This is a genomic window from Mesorhizobium sp. WSM4845 (assembly GCF_055811455.1).
Genome location: NZ_JBVVQA010000024.1, coordinates 48,618 through 70,511, shown reverse-complemented (window position 1 = coordinate 70,511; position 21,894 = coordinate 48,618). Strand labels below are relative to the sequence as shown.

14 protein-coding genes are annotated in these 21,894 nt (G+C 62.8%); 4 read left to right on the top strand and 10 right to left on the bottom strand.

The genetic code is table 11. The annotated features are described in order from the left end of the window. Positions 1-14: 14 nt before the first annotated feature. Positions 15-1,067, bottom strand: coding sequence for a threonine aldolase family protein (locus AC0L2C_RS24235; RefSeq protein WP_128247066.1), 1,053 nt, complete (start codon positions 1,065-1,067; stop codon positions 15-17). Positions 1,068-1,642: 575 nt separating this feature from the next. On the opposite strand from AC0L2C_RS24235, the gene gltB reads away from it, so the two are divergent. Continuing rightward, complete coding sequence (gene gltB, locus AC0L2C_RS24230) at positions 1,643-6,391, top strand: glutamate synthase large subunit (protein ID WP_128247067.1); 4,749 nt, start codon at positions 1,643-1,645, stop codon at positions 6,389-6,391. A gap of 144 nt (positions 6,392-6,535) precedes the next feature. Next, on the top strand, positions 6,536-7,990 hold the full coding sequence (locus AC0L2C_RS24225; protein WP_287240517.1) for a glutamate synthase subunit beta: 1,455 nt from the start codon (positions 6,536-6,538) through the stop codon (positions 7,988-7,990). Between the two features lie 110 nt (positions 7,991-8,100). On the opposite strand, the gene AC0L2C_RS24220 is transcribed toward AC0L2C_RS24225, so the two are convergent. Together AC0L2C_RS24220 and AC0L2C_RS24215 are read right to left on the bottom strand one after the other, a co-directional pair. Next, the gene (locus tag AC0L2C_RS24220) at positions 8,101-9,336 is read right to left on the bottom strand and encodes an SGNH/GDSL hydrolase family protein (RefSeq protein WP_128247069.1); all 1,236 of its coding nucleotides are present in this window, start codon (positions 9,334-9,336) and stop codon (positions 8,101-8,103) included. A 127-nt stretch (positions 9,337-9,463) separates the two neighbouring features. Then, positions 9,464-10,687 (bottom strand): lytic murein transglycosylase, encoded by a 1,224-nt coding sequence (locus AC0L2C_RS24215; RefSeq protein WP_128247070.1) that lies wholly within the window; start codon positions 10,685-10,687, stop codon positions 9,464-9,466. 212 nt (positions 10,688-10,899) lie between these two features. On the opposite strand from AC0L2C_RS24215, the gene galU reads away from it, so the two are divergent. Beyond that, on the top strand, positions 10,900-11,805 hold the full coding sequence (galU, locus tag AC0L2C_RS24210) for a UTP--glucose-1-phosphate uridylyltransferase GalU (protein ID WP_023798070.1): 906 nt from the start codon (positions 10,900-10,902) through the stop codon (positions 11,803-11,805). A 69-nt stretch (positions 11,806-11,874) separates the two neighbouring features. Here galU and AC0L2C_RS24205 read toward each other — a convergent pair whose 3' ends face one another. Continuing rightward, positions 11,875-13,605, bottom strand: coding sequence for an outer membrane beta-barrel protein (locus AC0L2C_RS24205; protein ID WP_128247071.1), 1,731 nt, complete (start codon positions 13,603-13,605; stop codon positions 11,875-11,877). A 162-nt stretch (positions 13,606-13,767) separates the two neighbouring features. Between AC0L2C_RS24205 and AC0L2C_RS24200 the strand changes: the two genes are divergently transcribed. Further along, a complete protein-coding gene (locus tag AC0L2C_RS24200) occupies positions 13,768-14,769 on the top strand; it encodes a KpsF/GutQ family sugar-phosphate isomerase (protein WP_023798068.1) in 1,002 nt (333 codons plus the stop codon). A 76-nt stretch (positions 14,770-14,845) separates the two neighbouring features. On the opposite strand, the gene AC0L2C_RS24195 is transcribed toward AC0L2C_RS24200, so the two are convergent. The 6 genes from AC0L2C_RS24195 to AC0L2C_RS24170 form a co-directional block, all read right to left on the bottom strand. Then, complete coding sequence (locus AC0L2C_RS24195) at positions 14,846-15,316, bottom strand: NfeD family protein (protein ID WP_128170927.1); 471 nt, start codon at positions 15,314-15,316, stop codon at positions 14,846-14,848. Between the two features lie 4 nt (positions 15,317-15,320). Continuing rightward, positions 15,321-16,271, bottom strand: a complete 951-nt coding sequence (locus AC0L2C_RS24190) for an SPFH domain-containing protein (RefSeq protein ID WP_473524630.1) — start codon at positions 16,269-16,271, stop codon at positions 15,321-15,323. Between the two features lie 149 nt (positions 16,272-16,420). Continuing rightward, positions 16,421-17,485: a ferrochelatase gene (hemH, locus tag AC0L2C_RS24185; RefSeq protein WP_473524629.1), complete on the bottom strand. Its 1,065-nt coding sequence runs from the start codon at positions 17,483-17,485 to the stop codon at positions 16,421-16,423. A gap of 136 nt (positions 17,486-17,621) precedes the next feature. Beyond that, a complete protein-coding gene (locus AC0L2C_RS24180) occupies positions 17,622-19,649 on the bottom strand; it encodes a bifunctional metallophosphatase/5'-nucleotidase (RefSeq protein WP_128170929.1) in 2,028 nt (675 codons plus the stop codon). A 176-nt stretch (positions 19,650-19,825) separates the two neighbouring features. After that, a complete protein-coding gene (omp10, locus tag AC0L2C_RS24175; protein WP_128170933.1) occupies positions 19,826-20,197 on the bottom strand; it encodes an outer membrane lipoprotein Omp10 in 372 nt (123 codons plus the stop codon). 198 nt (positions 20,198-20,395) lie between these two features. Continuing rightward, complete coding sequence (locus AC0L2C_RS24170; RefSeq protein WP_473524628.1) at positions 20,396-21,841, bottom strand: homospermidine synthase; 1,446 nt, start codon at positions 21,839-21,841, stop codon at positions 20,396-20,398. Between the last annotated feature and the right edge of the window lie 53 nt (positions 21,842-21,894).

Below are 21,894 nucleotides of genomic sequence, written 5' to 3'. Positions count from 1 at the left end.
ATGGATAGGTACCGCTATCCAGCAATTAGCTCGCCAAAGCGGTCGACCTCTTCGGCCGTGGTCGCAAAGCTGGTGACGAAACGATAGAGCGCTTCGTCCTCGCCGATATGGCCATCAAAGTCGTGCGGCTTGTGCCAGTCATAGAAGGCGGCACCGGCCAAAAGCACCTGTTCAGCCTTGGCCTTTTTCATCACTGCGAACACTTCGTTGGCTTGCGGCAGCCAGGCCAGACGCGCCGACGCGGAATCCTCGATCAGTGCTGCGAGGCGTGCTGCCATGGCGTTGGCATGCCGCGCCGTGTCGAGCCACAGGTGGTCCTTGAAATAGGCTTCGAACTGCGCTGCGATGAAGCGCGATTTCGAGAACAATTGCGCCGCGCGCTTGCGCAGGAAGGCCAGTTCCCTGGCGCGGTCGAGGTCGAACAGCACGATAGCCTCGGCGCACCAGCAGCCGTTCTTGGTGCCGCCGAAAGAGAGGATGTCGACGCCGCCCTTCCAGGTCATCTCCGCCGGTGTTGTCTCGAGCGCGACCAGCGCATTGGCGAAGCGGGCGCCATCCATGTGCAGCGGCAGTTTGTGATGCTTGGCGATCGCCGAAATCCTGGCAATTTCGTTCAGTGTGTAGATGGTGCCGACCTCGGTCGACTGGGTGATCGACACCGCCATCGGGCGTCCGGAATGGACGATTTCAGGCGCGAACCGGCCCACCGCCCTGTCCAGCCTATTCGGATCGATCTTGCCCAGCGCGCCGTCGACGGCATGGAGCCGTGAGCCGCCGGTAAAGTATTCCGGGGCGCCGCATTCATCCTCGATGACATGCGACTCTCGATGGCAGAAGGAAATGCCGCCCGATTTGTTGTAGGCGGTCAGCGACAGGGAATTGGCGGCGGTGCCGGTGGCCACGAAAAACACCGCGACCTCGCGCTCGAAGATTTCGTTGAAGCGCTGGTATGCGGCCTCGTCGAGGGCGCCGTCGCCATAGGCGGTGGAAAAGCCGCCGGCATGGGCCGACAGGCCCGCGGCGATGCTGGGATGGGCGCCTGCCCAATTGTCGGAAGCGAAATTCATGCGTTTGCCTGTGCTGAGAAAATCGAGGCGACCTTGGCCGCTTTCGCATGCCGCTCGCAAGTGCCAAGCGCCGGAAAAGCGGTAAAGCCAGCGAGAGGCGGGGGACCTAAAGCGCGTCGCGTTCGGCCGGCCTCATGCGACGCGCTTTAGGTTTTTGTTTTCATGCATGTCGTTATCGCAAAACCGCTGCACACTTTTGCGCGACATGCATTAAGGCGGACGACTGAAGGTTGCGTTTTGGCCGGGTCGCGCGTAATTTTCTGTCTCTGAATGCCCACGATTGTTGTGAATCGGTCTTGTGCGCATCCGCAACTTCTGTCATAAAAATTTAGGACAGTAGTGCTGTCTTATTTTGTCGCACAAAACAGGCTGGATTGGCGTATCATTGGGCCTCTCCGGCCGTTGCCGCGAGCGACAGGTAGACAGCCCGGCTCTGGCCTGTACGATTGCCGGATGCGAACCAGGCCGCCTGGTTCGGCAAGGATTTCGCAAGACGTGCCGCAAGGATGAGAGGGAAGCTCATGCGCTTCCCAACGGAAACCAGCGCCCGAAGGGCTGGCATGGAGGACAGGACGATGACGGAAGTGACGCCATCTGCGACGAACGGCCCGGCCGCGCAGACGAAAGCGCCAGCCGTCAAAAATCCGTCCATCCCCACTGGCCTGACCAGGATCGGGCGGACCCCTACCGGGTTCGCCGCCCACGGCCTCTACGATCCGCGCAACGAGCACGATGCCTGCGGCGTCGGCTTCATCGTCAATATGAAGGGCGTGAAGTCGCATCAAATCGTCACGGACGGCCTGGCGGTGCTCGAAAATCTGACGCATCGCGGCGCCGTCGGCGCCGACCCGCTGATGGGCGACGGCGCGGGCGTGCTGGTGCAGCTTCCCGACCGCTTCTTCCGCGAGGAGATGGCCAGCCAGGGCGTCGAACTGCCCAAGCCCGGCCATTACGCCGTCGGCCATGTGTTCATGCCGCGCGATCCTGAGCTTCAGGCGCATATCGAAGGCATCATCGCCGAGGTCGCGCAGCTCGAAGGCCAGCCGCTGCTCGGCTTTCGCGACGTGCCGGTCGACAATTCATCGCTGTCAAAGGCGCCTGATATCGCTGCTTCAGAACCGGTCCAGCGGCAGGTGTTTTTGGGTCGTGGCGCCGAGATCGAGAGCGACGACGATTACGAACGGCGGCTCTACATCCTGCGCAAGGTCATTTCCGGTCGTATCCACGAAGAGACCAAGGGCGTCGACAATGGCTTCTACGTCGTGTCGATGTCATCGCGGACCATCGTCTACAAGGGCATGTTCCTGGCCTATCAGGTCGGCGCCTATTACAAGGATCTGACCGATCCGCGTTTCGAGACGGCGCTGATCCTCGTCCACCAGCGTTTCTCGACCAACACCTTCCCGTCGTGGAAGCTGGCGCATCCCTATCGCATGGTCGCCCACAATGGCGAGATCAACACGCTGCGCGGCAACGTCAACTGGATGGCGGCGCGGCAGGCCTCGGTCGATTCCGAACTGTTCGGCAACGACATCTCCAAGCTGTGGCCGATCTCCTATGAGGGGCAGTCGGACACCGCCTGTTTCGACAATGCGCTCGAATTCCTGACGCAGGGCGGCTACTCGCTCGCCCACGCGATGATGATGCTGATCCCCGAGGCCTGGGCCGGCAACAAGCTGATGGATCAAGATCGCAAGGCCTTTTACGAATACCACGCCGCCCTGATGGAGCCGTGGGACGGGCCGGCGGCGGTTGCCTTCACCGACGGCCGCCAGATCGGCGCCACACTCGACCGCAATGGGCTGCGCCCGGCGCGCTACATCGTCACCGACGACGATCGCGTCATCATGGCCTCGGAAGCCGGCGTGCTGCCGGTGCCGGAGGAAAGGATCGTCAAGAAGTGGCGGCTGCAGCCCGGCCGCATGCTGCTGATCGACCTGGAGAAGGGCCGCATCGTTTCCGACGAGGAGATCAAGTCGGAGATCGCGACCAGGCATCCCTACAAGAGCTGGCTCGCCAACACCCAGCTCATCCTCGAAGACCTGAAGCCGGTCGAACCGCGGGCGCTGCGCAGGGACGTCAGCCTGCTCGATCGCCAGCAGGCGTTCGGCTTTACCCAGGAAGACACCAAGCTGCTGATGTCGCCGATGGCGACCACCGGCCAGGAAGCGGTCGGCTCGATGGGCACCGACACGCCGATTTCGGCGATGTCGGACAGATCGAAGCTGCTCTACACCTATTTCAAGCAGAACTTCGCCCAGGTCACCAACCCGCCGATCGACCCGATCCGCGAGGAACTGGTGATGAGCCTGGTGTCGTTCATCGGGCCAAGGCCTAACATCTTCGACCTCGTCGGCAATTCGCGTCGCAAACGGCTCGAAGTGCGCCAGCCGATCCTGACCAATGGCGATCTTGAGAAGATCCGCTCCATCGGTCACACCGAGGACCGTTTCGACACCAAGACGATCGACATCACCTATGCTTCGAACGAAGGCGCGGCCGGCATGCAGGGCGCCATCGACCGGCTGTGCGAGCGCGCCGAGGCGGCGGTCGCCGGCGGCTACAACATCATCATCCTGTCCGACCGTCAGCTCGGGCCGGACCGCATCGCCATCCCGGCATTGCTGGCGACGGCGGCAGTCCACCATCATTTGATCCGCAAGGGATTGCGCACATCGGTGGGGCTGGTGGTCGAGTCCGGCGAACCGCGCGAGGTGCATCATTTCTGCTGCCTTGCGGGCTATGGCGCCGAGGCGATCAATCCCTATCTCGCCTTCGACACGCTGCTTGACATGCACAAGCGCGGCGAGCTGCCGGCCGAAGTCGACGCCAATGAGGTCGTCTCCCGCTACATCAAGTCGATCGGCAAGGGCATTCTCAAGGTGATGTCGAAGATGGGCATCTCGACCTACCAGTCCTATTGCGGCGCGCAGATCTTCGACGCCATCGGGCTGAAGACCGACTTCGTGCAAAAATATTTCACCGGCACCGCGACGCTGATCGAAGGCGTCGGGCTGGAAGAGATCGCGGCCGAGACGGTCAGCCGCCACGCCGACGGCTTCGGCAACGACCCGGTGCTGCGCAACAGCCTCGAGGTCGGCGGCGAATACATGTTCCGCATGCGCGGCGAAGCGCATATCTGGTCGCCCGATGCGGTGGCCACCCTGCAGCACGCCGTGCGCCAGGGATCGTGGCAGACGTTCAAGGACTATTCCGCTCAGATCGACAGCGAGACGGCGCGGGCGCAGAGCATTCGCGGCCTGTTCAAGATCAGGCTGGCCGAAGAAACCGGGCGCAAGAAGGTCGCGCTCGACGAGGTCATGTCGGCTGCCGATATCGTCAAGCGGTTCTCGACCGGAGCGATGTCCTTCGGCTCGATCTCCAGGGAAGCGCACACCACGCTGGCGCGCGCCATGAACACCATCGGCGGCAAGTCTAACACCGGCGAGGGCGGCGAAGAGGCCGACCGTTACCTGCCGCTGCCGGACGGCGGCAAGAACCCCGAGCGTTCGGCGATCAAGCAGGTCGCTTCCGGGCGTTTCGGCGTGACGGCGGAGTATCTGGTGAACTCCGATGTGATGCAGATCAAGGTCGCGCAAGGGGCGAAGCCCGGCGAGGGCGGGCAACTGCCCGGCCACAAGGTCGATGCCACCATTGCCAAGGTCAGGCATTCGACGCCCGGCGTCGGTCTGATCTCGCCGCCGCCGCATCACGACATCTACTCGATCGAGGATCTGGCGCAGCTCATCTACGACCTCAAGAACGTCAATCCGGCGGCTGATGTCTCGGTCAAGCTGGTCTCCGAAGTCGGTGTCGGCACGGTTGCGGCCGGCGTCGCCAAGGCGCGCGCCGACCACATCACCATTTCCGGCTATGACGGCGGCACCGGCGCATCGCCGCTGACCTCGCTCAAGCACGCCGGCAGCCCGTGGGAGATGGGCCTTGCCGAGACGCACCAGACGCTGGTGCTCAACGGCCTCAGGTCGCGCGTCGCGCTGCAGGTCGATGGCGGCCTGCGCACCGGGCGCGACGTCGTCATCGGCGCGCTGCTTGGCGCCGACGAATTCGGCTTCTCGACCGCGCCGCTGATCGCGGCCGGCTGCATCATGATGCGCAAGTGCCATCTCAACACCTGCCCGGTCGGCGTCGCGACGCAGGATCCGGTGTTGCGCAAGCGCTTCAAGGGCACGCCGGAACATGTCATCAACTTCTTCTTTTATGTGGCGGAAGAGGTCCGGGCGCTGCTCGCCGAGATGGGCTACACCCACCTCGACCAGATCATCGGCGACACCGACCTCTTGGAAAAGCGGGGGCTGATCCAGCACTGGAAGGCACGCGGGCTCGATTTCAGCAAGATGTTCTTCAAGCCGGATGCGCCGCATGAGGCGGTGCACTGGACCGAGCGGCAGAAGCATCCGATCGACGACGTGCTCGACCGCAAGCTGATCGAGTTGGCCAAGCCGGCGCTGGACGCCAGGCAGCCGGTCAGCATCGAGCTGCCGATCCGCAATGTCGACCGTTCGACCGGCGCCATGCTGTCGGGCGAAGTGGCAAAGCGCTTCAAGCACAAGGGCCTGCGCGAGGACACGATCTCGGTAAAACTCACCGGAACCGCCGGCCAGTCCTTCGGCGCCTTCCTGGCGCGTGGGGTTTCGTTTGAGCTGGTCGGTGCGGCCAATGACTACGTCGGCAAGGGCCTGTCGGGCGGCCGCATCGTCATCCGCCCGCCAGAGAACACGAAGATCGTCGCCGCGGAGTCGATCATCGTCGGCAACACGGTGCTCTACGGCGCGACCGAGGGCGAGGCCTATTTCTGCGGCGTCGCCGGCGAGCGTTTTGCGGTTCGCAATTCGGGCGTCGCCGCCGTCGTCGAAGGCGTTGGCGACCATGGCTGCGAGTACATGACCGGCGGCATTGTCGTCGTCATCGGGCAGACCGGCCGCAACTTCGCCGCCGGCATGTCGGGCGGCGTCGCCTATGTGCTCGACGAGGTGGGTGATTTCGCCGAGCGCTGCAACATGGCGATGGTCGAACTGGAACCCGTTCCCGAAGAAGACGACCTGATGGAGAAACTGCTCCATCATGGCGGCGATCTCGACCACAAAGGCCGCGTCGACGTGTCCGGCGACATGACCAGCCATGATGAGGAGCGGCTCTATCAGCTGATCTCGAACCACGTCCATTACACGGGTTCGGTGCGTGGCCGCGAGATCCTCGACAACTGGGCGACTTTCCGGCCGAAATTCCGGAAGATCATGCCGGTCGAATACCGCCGTGCGCTGATCGAAATGGAACGCATGCGCATGGGCGTTGCGGCGGAATAGGCTTTGGGAGTTGCCGGGAAGCCAAGCTTCCCGGGCGGCGCCTTCATCAACAATCCTGGCCTCGGACTGAAGGTTGCCATGGCTGCCTTATGAGGTTAACGGGTGCGTCGTCGAGCGCGCCATCTGGACAGCAGGGACTGGACTATGGGCAAGGTAACAGGGTTTCTCGAGATCGACCGGCAGGTGCACAAGTACCAGCCGGCTTCCGACCGCATCCGGCATTTTCGCGAGTTCACGCTGCCGATGTCGGACAAGGAGGTCGAGAAACAGGCCGCGCGCTGCATGGATTGCGGCATTCCGTACTGTCACGGGCCGACCGGCTGCCCGGTCCACAACCAGATCCCGGACTGGAACGATCTCGTCTACAATGGCGACTGGGACAATGCGATCCGCAACCTGCATTCGACCAATAACTTCCCGGAATTCACCGGCCGCATCTGTCCGGCACCTTGCGAGGAAGCCTGCACGCTGAACCTCGAGGACATTCCGGTCGCCATCAAGACGATCGAGCAGGCGATCGCCGACAAGGCCTATGAAACCGGTCATATCCGGCCCTATCCGCCGGAAAGGAAGACCGGCAGGCGCGTCGCAATCATTGGCTCGGGGCCGGCCGGCATGGCGGCCGCCCAGCAGCTTGGCCGCGCCGGCCACGACGTTCACGTCTACGAGCGCGAGAGCCGGCCGGGCGGGCTGATGCGCTACGGCATCCCCGACTTCAAAATCGAGAAGCACTATATCGACCGGCGCATCGAGCAGATGCAAGGCGAGGGCGTGAGTTTTCATTGCGGGATCAATGTCGGCGTCGACAAGCCGGTGGCGGAGCTGCTCGCAGAATATGATGCGGTGCTCTATTGCGGCGGTTCGGAAACGCCGCGCCCGGCCAACATTCCCGGCGACGATCTCGACGGCGTGCATGACGCGATGCCTTACCTGGTGCAGCAGAACAAGCGCATCGGCGGCGAGCCGATCCAGTCGGTGGCGTGGCCCTCGCCGCCGATCGTCGCCGGCGGCCAGCATGTCGTCGTCGTCGGCGGCGGCGACACCGCGTCCGACTGCGTCGGCACTGCCTTCCGCCAGGGCGCCGTGCGTGTCACCCAGCTCGACATCCGGCCGCAGCCGCCGGAAAAGGAGGACAAGCTTTCGGTCTGGCCCTACTGGGCGACGAAGATGCGCACCTCGTCCTCGCAGGCGGAAGGCGCCGAGCGCGAATTCCAGGTGGCGACGCTCGAATTCATCGGCGAGGACGGCGCGTTGACCGGCGTCAAATGCTGCGAGGTCGATGAAAAGCGCAAGCCGATCGCCGGCACGGAATTCGTCATCCGCGCGGATCTGGCCTTCATCGCTATCGGCTTTGCCGGGCCGGTCGCGGTCGGGCCGGTGTCGGAGCTGGCTGGCCAGATGAAGATCGCCATCGACAGCCGCCGCTCGAACAACGTCGAGGCCAATGATCGCGACTACAAGACCAGCGTCGAAAAGCTCTATGCGGCGGGCGATGTGCGCCGCGGTCAATCGCTGGTCGTCTGGGCGATCCGCGAGGGCCGTCAGGCAGCGCGTTCGATCGACGAGGCGCTGATGGGATCGAGCGTGCTGCCGCGCTGAGACCGTTTGAGGCTTTTCTGCGCTTCCGGCCTTCGCCGGCCGAAGCACTTGTGAGCGGTCGTGGCAGTTAAAGCTACGGCCCGCGTAGGCCGGTGCCCGGAGCAGTTTACTTACGGAGTGATCGCCGTGGTCGTTTCGGGCACGGCCGCCGCCGCAGGCTGCTTCCTTGGCGGCCAGGAAAAATCGTCGGCGCGTCCGGGCGAAGCAGCTGATACATTGCCCTCGACGAAGAGTTTTTCGCCAGGCCCGTCCGCCTTTGCCGGCGCTGCGGCGCCGAGAAGTTCCGAACCGCCGTCGAGTGCCGGATCGCTGAGCAGCATCGGCACCGTGCGATCGACGGGCATGGGTGTCGGTGTCGGCGCCCCGACCGGAGCGCCGGCTGGCGCATAAGCTGCCAGTGTGCCCGGAGGCGAGGTCATTCCAAGGATCTTCAGCAAGGGTTTTTCGGCATAGAAGGCGAGCTTGCGTTTGCCGGCTTTCGACACACGGATGCCGTCGTCGGTGCGCAGGCGCACCGGCTGGCCGTTGATGTCAGGCCCGCTGGTGACAAAGGCGCCTTCCTCGTCGACGAAACCGTCCCAGATGTCGACGAATTCGCCGCCGTGGCTCTCGGCCGTCGAGCGGTAGATGTCGTTGAAAGCCAGCATGTCGGAGGTCATCTTCGGCGCCTTGAAGGCCGGCATGCCGACCCACAGATACGGCACCTTGGCCGATGCAATGGCCTTGCCGAACGCATCGGTACGGCGTTCGTATTCCTCGGTCCACGCTTCGGTCCGTGGCTGTTCGCGTTCACCGTTCACGCGCATCTGCTGCCGATCGTTGGAACCCAGCATGACGATCACGGCCGCGGGCTTTTCGGTCTCGATCAGCGACTTGATCTGTTCGGGCCAGTTGTAGAAATCGTCACGCACAAAACCGGACGAACCATTGCTGCGGACGACGATCCTGACCTTGTTGTTTTCGGCAAAGGCGGTGTCGAGACCCTCGGCGAGGCCGGTCGCCATGAAATCGCCGACCACCAGAACGGTGCGGGCATCCGGCGCCTTCTGGACAATGGGGGCTGCCGGCTCAGCCGGCCGGCGCGGCGCGGCACGCGACTTTCTGACTTTTGGCTTGCGTGGCCCGATTCTCTGAATCCGTCGCGGCTCAATCAGTCGCGGCGGCTCCACCCGCTCCCTTCGGCGCAGAAACAACAGGTCGCGCAGCGACCAGCCACGCCTTTGTTCTTCCTGCGCCACGGCCGGCGTGTGAAAGACGGCGGCAGCGCCGACGGCCAGGACGGCAATAGCCAGAATCAGGATCGGCACGCGACGAAGGATCACACGGATACGCGCAGCCGAAACCAATTACCGTCTCCATCCCTAAAGAGCGCCGGACTCTGATACAACCGTGCCGCCGCTCTACCTTAAGTTGAGCATCGGATTTCCTCAAAACCGGTTTGGGTCCGATGCTCCAGGTCTGCCCTATGCGAGACTAGTTCTGCCTGAGCCATTTGAGCACTTCCATGCTCGGATGTCCGTCCTGGGTCAAGCCAGCCTTCGCCTGGAAGGCCATGATGGCGGCTTTCGATCCCTCGCCGATCTTGCCGTCGAACTTGCCGTCATAGTAGCCGTACTGGGAAAGCCGTTGCTGAAGCTCCTGCCTCTCCTCGAAGGAGAGCTTCGTGAAAGGCCGCTTCCAGTCCTGCACAAGCCCGCCATAACCGGCGATTTCGTCGGCAAGAAGGCCAACGGCAACCGCATATTTGTCGGCATTGTTGTAACGCTTGATGACCGAAAAATTCTTGACCATCAGGAAAGCCGGGCCGCCACGGCCGCCTGGCACCTTCAGCGTGGCCTTCTCCCCACTCTTGAACGGCTTGCCGTTGGCACGCGTGACACCCAGCGCTTGCCATTGCGACAACGACTTCGATCCGGCCGGGAACTTCTTTCCGTCGGGAAGGCTGACTTCATAGCCCCAGGTCTTGCCGGCCTGCCAGCCGTTCTTCCTGAGCAGATTGGCGGCCGTTGCCAATGCATCGGGAATCGAATTCCAGATGTCGCGCTTGCCGTCGCCGTCCATGTCGACCGCATAGGCCTGGTAGCTGGTGGGAATGAACTGGGTATGGCCCATGGCGCCGGCCCATGAGCCACTGAGGTGGCTTTTATCGATGTCGCCCCTTTGCAGGATTTTCAGCGCCGCGATCAACTGTGTGCGGGCAAACTTCGATCGTCTCGAATCAGCATAGCCAAGCGTTGCCAGTGAACGCACGACATTGCGCATGACATCGTCGCGCTTGAGGATTTCGCCGTAGTTCGATTCCATCGACCAGATCGCCAGCAGGATGTGACGGTCGACGCCGTATCTTGCCTCGATCCTGTCCAGCCACGGCTTCCACTTCCTGGCCATCTGCTTGCCAACAGCGACCGACTGGTCATGGACGCGGTTGTCGAAATAGTCCCAGGCGGGCGCGGTGAATTCGGGTTGATAACGCGCTTTTTCCAGCACGACCGGGTCGGCATCGCTGATGCCCTCGAATGCGCGGTCGTAAACGGCGCCGGAAACGCCGCTCCGCACCGCGGTGGCGCGGAAGCTCGCCACCCATTGCCGGAAACCGGTGTCGGCAAAAGCCGATCCGGTGGGCATCAGCAAGGCAAGCGAAAGGCTGGCGGCCGCAACGATGCTGGTGAAGCGCTTTGCGGCGTCGCGAACGGACATCTTTTCCTCCTTCTTCATCACAGGAAGATCATTCATCGCCTAACCCGGTTAGCATTTAGTTTACCATAGGTGCCGTTGGGAACGAAAAGGCGGGTTGGTGCTTTACGGACTACAGATTTTTTCTGACCAGCCGTTCCATAATCCCAGATTCCGGCACGAAAATGTCTTGAAGCGGGATTGCCGAACAGCCTTAGAAGCGGATATTTGACAGCATGAAGAGAGTTCGCAAGGCAGTTTTCCCGGTCGCTGGCCTCGGCACGCGTTTCCTCCCGGCCACCAAGGCCATACCCAAGGAAATGCTGACCGTCGTCGACAGGCCTGTCATCCAGTATGTGGTCGACGAGGCACGCGAAGCCGGCATCGAGCATTTCATCTTCGTGACCGGACGCAACAAGGCGGTCATCGAGGACCATTTCGACGTTCAGTTCGAACTCTATGACACGCTTGCCCAACGCGGCAAGGACGACGAGCTCGCCCGCCTGCAGCGGCTGCAACCTTCGCCAGGGCAGACCAGCTTCACCCGCCAGCAGGTGCCGCTTGGCCTTGGCCATGCCGTCTGGTGTGCCCGCGAGCTGGTCGGCGACGAGCCCTTCGCGCTGCTTTTGCCCGATATGATCATGCAGTCCGAAAAAAGCTGCATGAAGGAGATGGTCGAGCTTTATGCCGAGACCGGCAACAACATCGTCGCGGTTCAGGAATGCGACCCCGCCGAGGCCCATAAATACGGCATCGTCGGCCGCGGCGAGGATACGCATCACGGTTTCCGCATTACCGGCATGGTGGAAAAGCCGAAGACCGGCACGGCACCCTCCAACCTATACATCAACGGGCGCTACATCCTGCAGCCGGAGATATTTGGGATACTCGAAGGCCAGGAGAAGGGCGCCGGCAACGAGATACAACTCACCGATGCGATGCTGAAGCTGGAGAAGCAGCAGCCCTTCTATGGCTGCCACTACCGAGGGCGCACCTTCGATTGCGGATCGCCGGAAGGCTTTGTCGAGGCCAACGTCGCCTTCGCGCTGTGGCGCAGCGACATGAACGGACGCATGGCGGGCGTTATCAGCAAGCTTCTCGACGAGATGAAACCGTCAGAGCAGCGGGGCGCGGCGTTCTAACCCCCGGGCTAATGCATGCGCGCAAAAGCATGCCCTCGGGCCTGAACCGAGGGTGCGCGGCGGCTTGGTTTACGGCTGCAGCGTCACCCCGACAAAGATGCTGTGGGCGGTGTAGTCGCGGCCCTCGATGTTGCTGGTCTGTTTTTCAGTTCTGGCGCGGGTGGTCAGTCCGGCATATCGGTTCAGCCACCATGTCAGTCCGGCCTCGGCGCTCAGCGTCAGATCCTGGCCGTCCGACCCGATGTAGTCGCGCCAGTCTACGCCGAGAGCTGCGTTGCCGATCAGGTTGGCACGGATTTCCCGCTCGGCGGTGAGGAGGCCGGAGTAAAGGATGGTGCCGCTTTCGTCGGCGGTTGTCGTGCCCTCGACGATCGTCTGCCCGGTGAGGCCGATCGTGGTGCCGCGTTGCGGCGACCATCTGAGGTCGGCGTTCACCGTGGCGCCCGAAATTGCCGGCAGGCGGTCATCGTCGATCGCCTCGCGCAGCCAGCCGGCCGAGAACTCGCCGGCAAGCTTCTCGCCGAGGTCGAGCTCGGCGCCGGCCCGAACCCCAAGCCGCGTCGAGGATCGTTCGAAACCATTGCTGTCGACCCGCAAATCATAGACCCGGCGGCCGATTTCGACCTCGGTGAAAGGGGTGATGGCGGGCGAAATCTCATAGCCGGTGCGCAAGGTGGCGGTATAGAGCGTCGAATCGCGGTCTTTCTGCGACAGCGTTCCGCCCGTCGAAAGCCTGGCGTCGCCGTAGATGTCGTGTTCGACTGCGCCGGTCAGGGCGAAGCGCATCTTGCCGGCATCCTTCTCGACCGCCAGGCTGCCATCAATGGTCTGGCGCACCGGCTGCTCGGCGGTGCCTTCGATGACGACCGGCGAGGAAGCCGATTCCGGAGCCGCCTCGTAACCGAGCTTGGCGATAGCGCGCAGATCGTTGTCGAAGTCGACATTGAGCGTGCCTTCGACACGGCCGCGCGCCTCCTCAACCTCGTCGCCCGATAGGGTCTTGAGAAAGGTCCCGTAGCCGTCGACGATAGCCGAATTCTCCCGCCAGTCGGAGATCGCGTTGAAGCGCAGCGTCGTTTCCGACAGCAGGGCCGGCTTTCCTTCGCTGCTTGAATCGGCATTCGATGAGGCCTTCAGGCCTTGCTCGAGCGTCGGCCTGATCACGAAGGAGCCGAGTTTGATACCGGTGGCGGCGAACGGATCGTCCTCGGCCCTCCTGTCCCGGCCTTCGATGGCTTCGGCGCGCTCGGCGCCCGGATCGAGTTGCTGCCTGTCGGCGGAATCGATAGTCACGGCACGGGAATTGATTGGGTCCGTCTCGGCGGTGTCCTCGTCATCCGTCGGGGCCGTCGCCGCGGTGGCGGCCTGTGTCTCGGCGGCTTCGTCCTGATCGGCTGCGCCCTGGGTTGCGCTCGATGGCCGGCGCGGCGGGACGGGAACGGGGGCGTCTGCAAACGGATCGTCGGTTGCTTCCGGCGGATCAAAAATGCTGCCGGTCGCGGGTGCCGCGTCGTCGTCCTGCACGGCGCCCGGGCTGGCCGGCTGATAGGCGGGCGTCGGCGCAGTGCTCTGGGTGGTTGCACCGGCCTGCGCCGTCTGATCCTGGGCGATGCTCAATTGCCTGGTTTTGCGCTGCTGGTCGTCCAGAATCGCCGATTCCGAAACCTCGCCGCGCAGCTCGGTTACCTGGGCATAGGGCTGCGCAGGCCGCAGCAAGGCGAAGACGCTGGTCGCCAGCAGCAAGGCGCAGACCGCCTTGCCGTTTCGTCTTCTTTTCTTTTCAGGCGGGGCCCCGGACATCGCTACCACTGCTTGCGCGGCGCACGCGCGCCATACTTACCGAACCGTAAACGGGGATGGTTAACGTCGGGTTGAGGCGGCGGTCGATCAAAGCCCACTTGACGGCTGACGGATGGCAATTCCATTGGACAGGCGCGCAGCAAAGCGCTAATCGCATCAGCCATGCATGCGGGATCCCCAGACAAGAAGCGGCTCGATGGGCAGGCTTCGATCGCCTCGGCGCTTAGAACGGTAGCGACCGAGCAGGCCGGTGTCGCGGCGCTGGCGGCCGCGCTCGAAAACGGATTGACCGAACCGTTCGCGCGCGCCGTCGATATTGTGTCGCATATCGCTGGCCGCGTCATCGTCACCGGCGTCGGCAAGAGCGGCCATATCGGCTCAAAGATCGCGGCGACGCTCGCCTCGACCGGCACGCCGGCTTTCTTCGTCCATTCTGCCGAAGCCAATCATGGCGACCTCGGCATGATCGCCAGGGACGACGCCATCATCGCCATATCGTGGTCGGGCGAGAGCCGCGAGCTCAAGGGCATCATCGCCTATTCCAGGCGCTTCTCGATTCCGCTGATCGCAGTCACTGCCGGAGAGCGATCGGCGCTGGCGCGGGCGGCCGATGTGGTGCTTTTGCTGCCGCGTGCGTCGGAAGCCTGCCCGCACGGCCTGGCGCCGACGACATCGACGCTGCTGCAACTGGTGATCGGCGATGCACTGGCCATCGCGCTGCTCGAAGCGCGCGGCTTCACGCCGGATCATTTCCGCACCTTCCATCCCGGTGGGCAACTTGGCGCCAATCTGACGCAGATCCGCGAGATCATGCATGTCGGCGACAGGCTGCCGCTGGTGCCTTCCGGCACTGGAATGCAAGAAGCGATCCTCGAATTGTCGCGCAAGGGGTTTGGCTGTGTGGCGATAACCGCTGCGGATGGTGCGCTGATCGGCATCATCACCGACGGCGACATCAGGCGCCACATCGGCAGCAATCTTCTGGCGATGAGCGTCGATCAGGTCATGACCAAGGAGCCGAAGACGGCCGGACCGGATACGCTGGTGGCGACCGCGCTGCAGACGATCAACAGTTCGACCATCTCCAGCCTGATGGTTGTCGAAGGCAGACGGCCGGTCGGACTTGTCCATCTGCACGATCTGCTGCGCATCGGCGCGGCCTGAGCTCGCCAGAGCGAATCGAAACAGTCTCTGAGAGACATCAGGCCTGTTTGAAAAGTCGCCCGCCGAGATGGTCGGATCAGTCCAGGACCGCCTCGACCGTCAGTTCCAGATCGGCGTCGGCCGCGCCCGTCACGCGCACCTGCGTGCCGGCCGGCAGGTCGGGGCCGGAGACGCGCCATAGCGTATCGCCCAGCTTTACGCGGCCGCGGCCGTCCCTGATCGGCTCGTCCAGGGTGGCCATCCTGCCGATCATCTGTGCGCCGCGGCGGTTGAGCAGTGGCTGATCGGTGCCATCATCGCGCCCACCCACCAGTCTCTTGCCGACATAGGTTGAAACCAGCGACATCGCCAGGAAGGCGAGAACCTGGATCTGCCAGGTCCAGAAGTCCGCGTCCCAGATGAGCAGGGACACCACGCCGATCAGCAGCGCGGCGATGCCGATCCACAGCATGAATATGCCCGGTGCGATGACCTCCATCACCAGGAGGACGAAGCCGAGAACCATCCAAACCCAGGGGCCGAGTTCGGAAATGATGCGTTCGAACATGGCCTCAGGTCTCGCTGGGACGAACCACGGGCGGGCGTGCAGCTTGCCGCGTGGTGCCGGCAGTGCCCTCGCTGCCGAAGACTTCCTTGGCAATCGCGCCGATGCCGCCGAGCGTGCCGATCAATGACGAAGCTTCCATAGGCATCAGCACGACCTTGCTGTTTGTGGCGGAGCCGATCCTGGTCAGTGCTTCGGTGTATTTCAGTGCAACGAAGTAGTTGAGCGCCTGCACGTCGCCATTGGCGATCGCTTCCGACACCACTTGCGTGGCGCGGGCCTCGGCCTCGGCCGAGCGTTCGCGCGCCTCGGCGTCGCGGAAGGCGGCTTCCTTGCGGCCCTCGGCTTCCAGGATCTGCGACTGCTTGAGGCCTTCGGCGTCGAGGATCTGCGCGCGCTTGTTGCGCTCGGCCATCATCTGGCGCCCCATCGATTCGACGAGATTGGCCGGTGGATTGATGTCCTTGATCTCGACGCGGGTGATCTTGATGCCCCAGGGATGCGCCGCCTCGTCGACGACGCGCAGAAGGCGTTCGTTGATGGCGTCGCGGTTCGACAGCAGCTCGTCGAGGTCCATCGACCCCATCACGGTACGGATGTTGGTCATCGTCAGGTTGAGGATGGCGTTCTCCAGCCCGGCGACCTGGTAGGCGGCCTGCGCCGCGTTGAGCACCTGGTAGAAGGCGACGCCGTCGACGGCGACGGTGGCGTTGTCGCGGGTGATGATCTCCTGCGTCGGGACGTCGAGCACCTGCTCCATCATGTTCAATTTGGAGCCGATGCGGTCGACGAACGGCACGATGAGGTTGAGGCCGGGGCTCAATGTCCTGGTATAACGGCCAAAGCGTTCGACGGTGTAATTGTAGCCTTGCGGGATTGTCCGGATGCCTTTGAAAAGCACGAGCACGACAAGAGCGACAAGAACAAGAAGCGCGATATCGAAACCACTGAAATCCATTTGGCTCTCCCTCAGATGCCGGCCACGGAAATGTTTCAACGCGAGCGACTTCACCAAACACTTAAGTGTGTTTCAGGAACGTTACAATCAGGTGATAGTGGATTACCGGTGCATAGAAAGCCGGTTGGCGGCGCTCGATTGTATCGGCTTCACACCCAACCCGACAGTTCGCGCCGCACCATCGCCTCGATCACCCCCATGCCCTCGGCACTGTCGTTGAGGCAGGGAATATGCGCGAACTTTTCGCCGCCGGCATGATGGAAAGTCTCGGCCGCCTCCCTGCCGATCTCGTCCAGCGTCTCGATGCAGTCGACAGAAAAGCCCGGATTGACGATGGCGATCGATCTCACGCCTTCTCCGGGCAATTTCTCGACCATCTTGTCGGTGTAAGGCTGCAGCCACTCCTGCGCGCCGAAGCGCGACTGGAACGTGGTGATCAGCTTCTTCTCATCCCAGCCGAGCTTTTCCCGCAGCAGCCGGGTCGTCTCAAGGCAATGGGCCTGATAGGGGTCACCCTTGTCGGAATAGGGTTTCGGAATGCCGTGATAGGAGGCGATGACCATTTCCGGCTCGAAATCGAGGCTCGCCAGATGGCGCTCAATCGACGCGGCGAGCGCTTCGATATAGACCGGTTCGGCATAGTAGGGCGGCACGCTGCGGATCGCCGGAGCGCGGCGCATCTTCATCAGCGCGCGAAACAGCTGGTCGTTGGCGGTCGCGGTCGTGGTCGCGGAATATTGCGGATAAAGCGGAAAAGTCAGAATGCGGTCGCAGCCCTGCGCGACCAGCCCTTTGGCGACGCTCTCGGTCGAAGGATTGCCGTAACGCATTGCCCAGTCGACGCTGACGCCGGGCAGGTCGCGCAGCGCCTCGGTCAGCTTTTCGCTCTGAGCGCGGGTGTAGGTGCGCAGCGGCGACTCGTTGCGCTGCCGATTCCAGATTCTCGCATAGTTGGCGCCCGACTTCTTCGGCCGCGTGGTGAGTACCAGCCCGTAGAGGATCGGATACCAGATCGCCTTGTTGAGCTCGATGACGCGCAGATCGGACAGGAATTCCCTGAGATAGCGCCACATCGGCTTGAATTCGGTGCCGTCGGGCGTGCCGAGATTAACCAGCATGACGCCGATCCTGCCCGCCCCGACCGGCGGCTGTCCTGCCGGCAGTGGGCCGACGACCTTCGCGGCTTTTCGATCGGCAGGGTTAGAAAGCGTCATAACGGGTCTCCGGACACTGCGCGAAACTAGCGATGCCGCGCCGGTTTTCAATGCAGCGTCTGGCCGCACCTTATCAGCGAAAGCAGAAAAACCCGCCCAGTTAGCCGGACGGGTTTTCCAACGATGACCGTAGAATTCAGTTTGCGGCCGGGATGGTCAAGGTTGCGCCGACGGGAAGGCGGCGCGGCTCGTAGTCCTTGTTGGCATCGGAGATCGTTTTCCACCTGGCGCCATCGCCATAGGCCTTTTCCGCCAGGTCCCAATAGGTATCGCCGGCAACGATCACATGGCTGCTTTCGGCCGGCGTTGCCTCGGCCGGCTTTGCCGGTTCCGCCGCAGGCGCCGGTGCAGCCTCGGCTGGCTTGGCCGGCTCGGCAGGCGCCGGCGTTGCCGGGGCGGGTTCCGCCGGCACGGCTGGCGGTGTCGTGGCTATATCGTCCGAACCCGCCGGCGGTTCGGGCATCGCCGGGTCCGCAGCTGCGGCTGGAGCCGTTTCTGCTGGTTTTGCGGGCTCGGCCGGAGCGGGAGCCTCGGCCGGTTCCGCGGCGGCGGCGGCCGTGATTTCGGTGATGCGGCCATCGAGCTTCGGCGTATAGGGCCGATGCGCGCCGAGATAATCGGCGACCACCTGTTCGAGGCCCGGACCGTAATCGTAGGCGTTCTTGGCCTTGTCGGCGAAGACCCTATAGCCGTCGCCGCCCTGGCGCACAAAGTTGTTGGTGGCGACCAGGTAATCCTTATCCGGATTGATCGTGGTCCACGCGCCGCCTTGCATGACTTCGACCGACTTGACGCGCCCGGCATTCGGGGCGGCCGATTTGTCGAATGAATACTTCAGGCCGGCAACCTGCGGGAAGCGTCCGGCGCCGTCCTCGATCTGGCTGAGACCGTTCTCCAGCCCGGCAACCAGATCCCTGCCGGAAATCTGGAAGGTCGCCACTGTGTTCTGGAACGGCAGCACGTTCAGCACCTCGCCCATAGTGACGGTGCCCTGGTCGATCGAAGCGCGCAGGCCGCCGCCATTCGTGACGACGATCTGCACACCCTGGTCCTTGACGCGGTCGAGGACGGCATCGGAGACAAGATTGCCTATCTCGCACTCGCGGGTGCGGCAGTTCTCACGGCTGCCGTCGATCGCCTTCGTGGTCTCGGCGACCTCCTTGTTCTTCAACGCCTCGATCGGCGCGCCAAGCTCCTTGATGCGGGCAAGCACGGCGGAATCCGGCGTGATCGACTTGTCGAGGTAGATCGGGTCTCCGCTGGCTTGCTTGACGACGCCGTTGTCGTCGAACACGACCTTGAACTCGCCGAGATATTTCGAAAAGGACGCCGCCTGGACGACCGGCACCTTGTAGCCGTCCGGATTGTCGACCATCGTCGGGTAGGGGCCTTCAGCCTTGGGGTCGGTATTGGACAGCAGCGAATGGCTGTGGCCGCCGACCACCACGTCGACACCCGGGATCTTGGCGATGACGTCGCGCTCGCGCTTGTAGCCGATATGGGTGACCGCGATGATCTTGTTGACGCCTTCTCCCTTCAGCTTCTCGACCTCTGACGTGATCAACTTGACGTCGTCCTCGATCGTGACGTTAGGGCCTGGCGAAGTGAGTTCCGGCGTGTCGTTGGTGACCGCGCCGACGACGCCGATCTTCTGGCCGCCGACCTCGATCACAACAGACGGTTTCACGCGGTCACCGAGCTTGGATTGCGCGTTGGCCTTCACGTTGGCGCCGAGCACCGGAAACTTGATCATGTCCAGGAACGGCGCCAGCGCCGCCTCGCCGTCGTCGAACTCGTGATTGCCGACCGCCATGGCGTCGAATTTCATCTGGTTGAGGAATTCGCCTTCGGTCTTGCCCTTGTAGGTCGTGTAGAAGAGCGAACCCTGGAAATTGTCGCCGGCACTGAGCAACAGCACGTTCTGGCCTTCCAGCTTCTTGCGCTCCTGGATGATCGCGGTGATCAGCCGCGCCGCGCCGCCGATGCACTCGCCCTTGGTCTCCTCTTCGGCCGAGCAGGTCGATTCATATTTGTTGTTGCTTTCGATGCGGCTGTGCCAGTCGTTGATGTGCAGGATGTTCAGCGTGTAGTCGGCAAAGGACATGCCGGTCGAAAGGCCAAGCGTAGACGCCGACAGGGCGGCAATGGCGGCGGTCTTCTTCATCTTCGTCTCCCGGATGACCTGTTTATGCCCTTGCTCGACTGGAACATAACAGCCGGCTTTTCGCCAATGTTCACATCGCGTTGTAGCCGATGCAAGCGGAATCGGGCCCAGCTTTGCCGGCACAAAAAGACGGCGGCCTCAAGCCGCCGTCCTTTGCAAAAGCATTCAGTATGGGCTCAGGTGCGTCGCGTCAGCACAAAGTTCTGCCCGCTCACGCTGGTGCAATTAAGCTGCGAGGTGGAGATCAACAAGCAGTTGAAGCTGATCGGCGTCTGGCGGATCAGCGAAGTGCCCTGGATTTGGACCGAGGTGCCGCCGGTCATGGCGTAGCTGCCGTCGGCAAGCTTCTGGCCGGTGTCGGTGGCGACGGTCTTGAAGCTGCCGCCGGCGAAGGTCGACAGGCCCGTGCCCTGCGCGTCGATCCATGAGCCTTCGACCGGACTCCGCGTGGCCGATGGTGGCCCGCCCGGGCCGGCGGTGGTGCACGCCGCCAAGGCGGCAGCGGCCGCGACAATGCCGGCCGAAAGCAATTTGCGCGCAATCGTCATCATCAAGATCCTCTCCTCTCGCATTGGCCCGAAAATCGATGCGATTTTTCGGAAAGCACGATGCGTACACTCGAACCACCAGAGCGTACTTTGTGCGTCCAAATGGATGCACGTCGCTCCAGGCCGCCTTCCTTCAATCGCCCGATTTCCAGACGATTGCAAGGCAGTGAGACATTGCTTTCGAACGAGGATGTTGAACTATCGAACGAGGATGTTGCGGAATTGCCATGGGTCGTTTTTGTCGAGGTCTTCCGGGAACAGCCCAGGGCGGTTGTCGAGCGGCGTCCAGTCGGTGTAATAGCCCTTGATCGGCCCGAGATAGGGCGACTGCACTTCCAGGCAGCGCCTGTAGTCCATCTCGTCCGCCTCGACGATGCCGGCCTCGGGATTTTCCAGCGCCCAGACCATGCCCGCCAGCACTGCCGAGGTGACCTGCATGCCCGTCGCGTTCTGATAAGGCGCCAGCTTGCGCGCCTCCACCAGCGACAGCTGCGAGCCGTACCAATAGGCGTTCTTGTCGTGGCCGTAGAGCAGCACGCCGAGCTCGTCGACACCGTCGACCAGTTCGTTTTCATCGAGCACGTGATGCACCGGTTGTGCGTTGCCGGCAGCGCCGAACATTTCGTGCAGCGACAGCACGGCGTCATTGCAGGGATGGTAGGCGTAGTGGCAGGTCGGGCGATATTGGACCTTGCCCTTCTTGCCGCGCAGGGTGAAGAAGTCGGCGATCGAGATCGACTCGTTGTGGGTCACCAGGAAGCCATATTGCGGGCCCGGCGTCGGGCACCAGCTGCGCACACGCGTGTTGGCGCCCGGCTGCTCCAGATAGATTGCGGCCTTCGAGCCATGCTTGTGCTTCTTGCCGTTCTTCGGCATCCACGTCTCATGCGTGCCCCAGCCGAGCTCGGCCGGTTGAAGCCCTTCCGAGATGAAGCCTTCGACCGACCAGGTATTCCAGAACACGTTCATCGGCTTCGGCTTCTTGGTGCGCTGTGTGTCGCGCTCGGCAATGTGGATACCTTTGACGCCGGCCTTCTTCATCAGCCTGGCCCAAGCTTCGCGATCGTGCTGCGCGGGCTCGGAGAATTCGAGGCCAAGATCGGTGGCGAGGTTGACCAGCGCCTGCTTGACGAACCACGAGACCATGCCTGGGTTGGCGCCGCAGGTGGAGATTGCGGTCGTCCCGCCGGGGTGCGCGCGCTTTTCTTCGATCATGGATTCGCGCAGCGCATAATTGGTGCGACTGCCAGTGTCGGCCTTCGTGTCGAAATAGAAGCCGAGCCATGGCTCGACGACGGTGTCGATGTAAAGCACACCCAGCTTGCGACAGAGCCGCATCAAATCCACCGAGCCGGTGTCGACCGACAGGTTGACGCAAAAGCCCTGGCCACCGCCTTTGGTCAGCAGCGGCGTCAAAAGCTTCTTGTAGTTCTTGCTGGTCACCGCATCCTGCATGAAGGTGATGTCGCGCTCGTCGAGCAGCTTGCGATCGGTATCGCGTGGGTCGATGACCGTCATGCGCGACTTGTCGAACTTGAAATGGCGCTCGATCAGCGGCAGCGTTCCCCGTCCGATCGAGCCGAAGCCGATCATCACGACAGGGCCGGTGATCTCACCGTAAACGGGCCAGTTTTCATTCGCCATTTTATCGATTACTCCCTCAGATAGGCTGAAAAGCCGGGCAAACAGACGCAAAG

Coding starts and splice junctions, on each gene's coding strand:
- gltB (WP_128247067.1), top strand. CDS start 1,643: ATGACGGAAGTGACGCCATCTGCGACGAACGGCCCGGCCGCGCAGACG.
- AC0L2C_RS24200 (WP_023798068.1), top strand. CDS start 13,768: ATGCATGCGGGATCCCCAGACAAGAAGCGGCTCGATGGGCAGGCTTCG.
- hemH (WP_473524629.1), bottom strand. CDS start 17,485: ATGACGCTTTCTAACCCTGCCGATCGAAAAGCCGCGAAGGTCGTCGGC.
- AC0L2C_RS24195 (WP_128170927.1), bottom strand. CDS start 15,316: ATGTTCGAACGCATCATTTCCGAACTCGGCCCCTGGGTTTGGATGGTT.
- AC0L2C_RS24235 (WP_128247066.1), bottom strand. CDS start 1,067: ATGAATTTCGCTTCCGACAATTGGGCAGGCGCCCATCCCAGCATCGCC.
- AC0L2C_RS24215 (WP_128247070.1), bottom strand. CDS start 10,687: ATGTCCGTTCGCGACGCCGCAAAGCGCTTCACCAGCATCGTTGCGGCC.
- AC0L2C_RS24180 (WP_128170929.1), bottom strand. CDS start 19,649: ATGAAGAAGACCGCCGCCATTGCCGCCCTGTCGGCGTCTACGCTTGGC.
- AC0L2C_RS24205 (WP_128247071.1), bottom strand. CDS start 13,605: ATGTCCGGGGCCCCGCCTGAAAAGAAAAGAAGACGAAACGGCAAGGCG.
- AC0L2C_RS24190 (WP_473524630.1), bottom strand. CDS start 16,271: ATGGATTTCAGTGGTTTCGATATCGCGCTTCTTGTTCTTGTCGCTCTT.
- AC0L2C_RS24225 (WP_287240517.1), top strand. CDS start 6,536: ATGGGCAAGGTAACAGGGTTTCTCGAGATCGACCGGCAGGTGCACAAG.
- omp10 (WP_128170933.1), bottom strand. CDS start 20,197: ATGACGATTGCGCGCAAATTGCTTTCGGCCGGCATTGTCGCGGCCGCT.
- galU (WP_023798070.1), top strand. CDS start 10,900: ATGAAGAGAGTTCGCAAGGCAGTTTTCCCGGTCGCTGGCCTCGGCACG.
- AC0L2C_RS24170 (WP_473524628.1), bottom strand. CDS start 21,841: ATGGCGAATGAAAACTGGCCCGTTTACGGTGAGATCACCGGCCCTGTC.